Genomic DNA, 3,179 nt, shown 5'->3' with positions numbered 1-3,179 from the left:
CTTGAGAACTGCACAGTGGACGCGAGCATCTGTGGCCAAGTTTTTAAGGGCGCACGGTGGATGCCTTGGCACCAGGAACCGATGAAGGACGTGGGAGGCCGCGATAGGCCCCGGGGAGCTGTCAACCGAGCTTTGATCCGGGGGTGTCCGAATGGGGAAACCCGGCAGTCGTCATGGGCTGTCACCCGCTGCTGAACACATAGGCAGTGTGGAGGGAACGAGGGGAAGTGAAACATCTCAGTACCCTCAGGAAGAGAAAACAACCGTGATTCCGGGAGTAGTGGCGAGCGAAACTGGATGAGGCCAAACCGTATGCGTGTGATACCCGGCAGGGGTTGCGCATGCGGGGTTGTGGGATCTCTTTTTCATGGTCTGCCGGCCGTGAGACGAGTCAGAAACCGTTGATGTAGGCGAAGGACATGCGAAAGGTCCGGCGTAGAGGGTAAGACCCCCGTAGCTGAAACATTGACGGCTCGTTTGAGAGACACCCAAGTAGCACGGGGCCCGAGAAATCCCGTGTGAATCTGGCGGGACCACCCGCTAAGCCTAAATATTCCCTGGTGACCGATAGCGGATAGTACCGTGAGGGAATGGTGAAAAGTACCGCGGGAGCGGAGTGAAATAGTACCTGAAACCGTGTGCCTACAAGCCGTGGGAGCGTCGCATGCAAGCTTGCTTGTATGTCGTGACTGCGTGCCTTTTGAAGAATGAGCCTGCGAGTTTGCGGTGTGTTGCGAGGTTAACCCGTGTGGGGAAGCCGTAGCGAAAGCGAGTCCGAATAGGGCGGTTGAGTAGCACGCTCAAGACCCGAAGCGGAGTGATCTAGCCATGGGCAGGTTGAAGCGGAGGTAAGACTTCGTGGAGGACCGAACCCACCAGGGTTGAAAACCTGGGGGATGACCTGTGGTTAGGGGTGAAAGGCCAATCAAACTCCGTGATAGCTGGTTCTCCCCGAAATGCATTTAGGTGCAGCGTCGTGTGTTTCTTGCCGGAGGTAGAGCACTGGATAGGCGATGGGCCCTACCGGGTTACTGACCTTAGCCAAACTCCGAATGCCGGTAAGTGAGAGCACGGCAGTGAGACTGTGGGGGATAAGCTCCATGGTCGAGAGGGAAACAGCCCAGAGCATCGACTAAGGCCCCTAAGCGTACGCTAAGTGGGAAAGGATGTGGAGTCGCAGAGACAACCAGGAGGTTGGCTTAGAAGCAGCCACCCTTGAAAGAGTGCGTAATAGCTCACTGGTCAAGTGATTCCGCGCCGACAATGTAGCGGGGCTCAAGCGTACCGCCGAAGTCGTGTCATTCGTACATGTATCCCCAACGGGAGTACGGATGGGTAGGGGAGCGTCGTGTGCCGGGTGAAGCAGCCGCGGAAGCGAGTTGTGGACGGTTCACGAGTGAGAATGCAGGCATGAGTAGCGATACACACGTGAGAAACGTGTGCGCCGATTGACTAAGGGTTCCTGGGTCAAGCTGATCTGCCCAGGGTAAGTCGGGACCTAAGGCGAGGCCGACAGGCGTAGTCGATGGACAACCGGTTGATATTCCGGTACCCGCTTTGAAACGCCCAATACTGAATCAGGCGATGCTAAGTCCGTGAAGCCGGCCCGATCTCTTCGGAGTTGAGGGTAGTGGTGGAGCCGACGAACCAGACTTGTACTAGGTAAGCGATGGGGTGACGCAGGAAGGTAGTCCAGCCCGGGCGGTGGTAGTCCCGGGGTAAGGGTGTAGGGCGTGTGGTAGGTAAATCCGTCACACATTGAGCCTGAGACCTGATGCCGAGCCGATTGTGGTGAAGTGGATGATCCTATGCTGTCGAGAAAAGCCTCTAGCGAGTTTCATGGCGGCCCGTACCCTAAACCGACTCAGGTAGTCAGGTAGAGAATACCGAGGCGTTCGGGTGAACTATGGTTAAGGAACTCGGCAAAATGCCCCCGTAACTTCGGGAGAAGGGGGGCCATCTTTGGTGATTGGATTTGCTCCATGAGCTGGGGGTGGCCGCAGAGACCAGCGAGAAGCGACTGTTTACTAAAAACACAGGTCCGTGCGAAGCCGTAAGGCGATGTATACGGACTGACGCCTGCCCGGTGCTGGAACGTTAAGGGGACCGGTTAGCCGACTTTCGGGTTGGCGAAGCTGAGAACTTAAGCGCCAGTAAACGGCGGTGGTAACTATAACCATCCTAAGGTAGCGAAATTCCTTGTCGGGTAAGTTCCGACCTGCACGAATGGCGTAACGACTTCTCGACTGTCTCAACCATAGGCCCGGTGAAATTGCACTACGAGTAAAGATGCTCGTTTCGCGCAGCAGGACGGAAAGACCCCGGGACCTTTACTACAGTTTGATATTGGTGTTCGGTTCGGCTTGTGTAGGATAGGTGGGAGACTTTGAAGCAGCCACGCCAGTGGTTGTGGAGTCGCCGTTGAAATACCACTCTGGTCGTGCTGGATGTCTAACCTGGGTCCGTGATCCGGATCAGGGACAGTGTCTGATGGGTAGTTTAACTGGGGCGGTTGCCTCCTAAAGAGTAACGGAGGCGCCCAAAGGTTCCCTCAGCCTGGTTGGCAATCAGGTGTTGAGTGTAAGTGCACAAGGGAGCTTGACTGTGAGACCGACGGGTCGAGCAGGGACGAAAGTCGGGACTAGTGATCCGGCAGTGGCTTGTGGAAGCGCTGTCGCTCAACGGATAAAAGGTACCCCGGGGATAACAGGCTGATCTTCCCCAAGAGTCCATATCGACGGGATGGTTTGGCACCTCGATGTCGGCTCGTCGCATCCTGGGGCTGGAGTCGGTCCCAAGGGTTGGGCTGTTCGCCCATTAAAGCGGTACGCGAGCTGGGTTTAGAACGTCGTGAGACAGTTCGGTCCCTATCCGCTGCGCGCGTAGGAATATTGAGAAGGGCTGTCCCTAGTACGAGAGGACCGGGACGGACGAACCTCTGGTGTGCCAGTTGTCCTGCCAAGGGCATGGCTGGTTGGCTACGTTCGGAAAGGATAACCGCTGAAAGCATCTAAGCGGGAAGCCTGCTTCAAGATGAGTATTCCCACCTCCTTCGAGGGGTTAAGGCTCCCAGTAGACGACTGGGTTGATAGGCCAGATGTGGAAGCCCGGTAACGGGTGGAGCTGACTGGTACTAATAGGCCGAGGGCTTGTCCTCAGTTGCTCGCGTCCACTGTGTT

The 3,179-nt window shown here is 56.4% G+C and carries 1 rRNA gene; it reads left to right on the top strand.

From position 1 onward, the window contains the following. Window positions 1-33: 33 nt before the first annotated feature. Window positions 34-3,157 (top strand): 23S ribosomal RNA (locus ACIBB8_RS37355). Window positions 3,158-3,179 lie beyond the last annotated feature (22 nt).

The sequence above is a fragment of the Streptomyces sp. NPDC051286 genome (genome assembly GCF_044455345.1).
GTDB lineage: Bacteria > Actinomycetota > Actinomycetes > Streptomycetales > Streptomycetaceae > Streptomyces.
The sequence above is the reverse complement of the archived record's forward strand: the minus strand, read 5'-3'. Positions and strand labels throughout refer to the sequence as shown.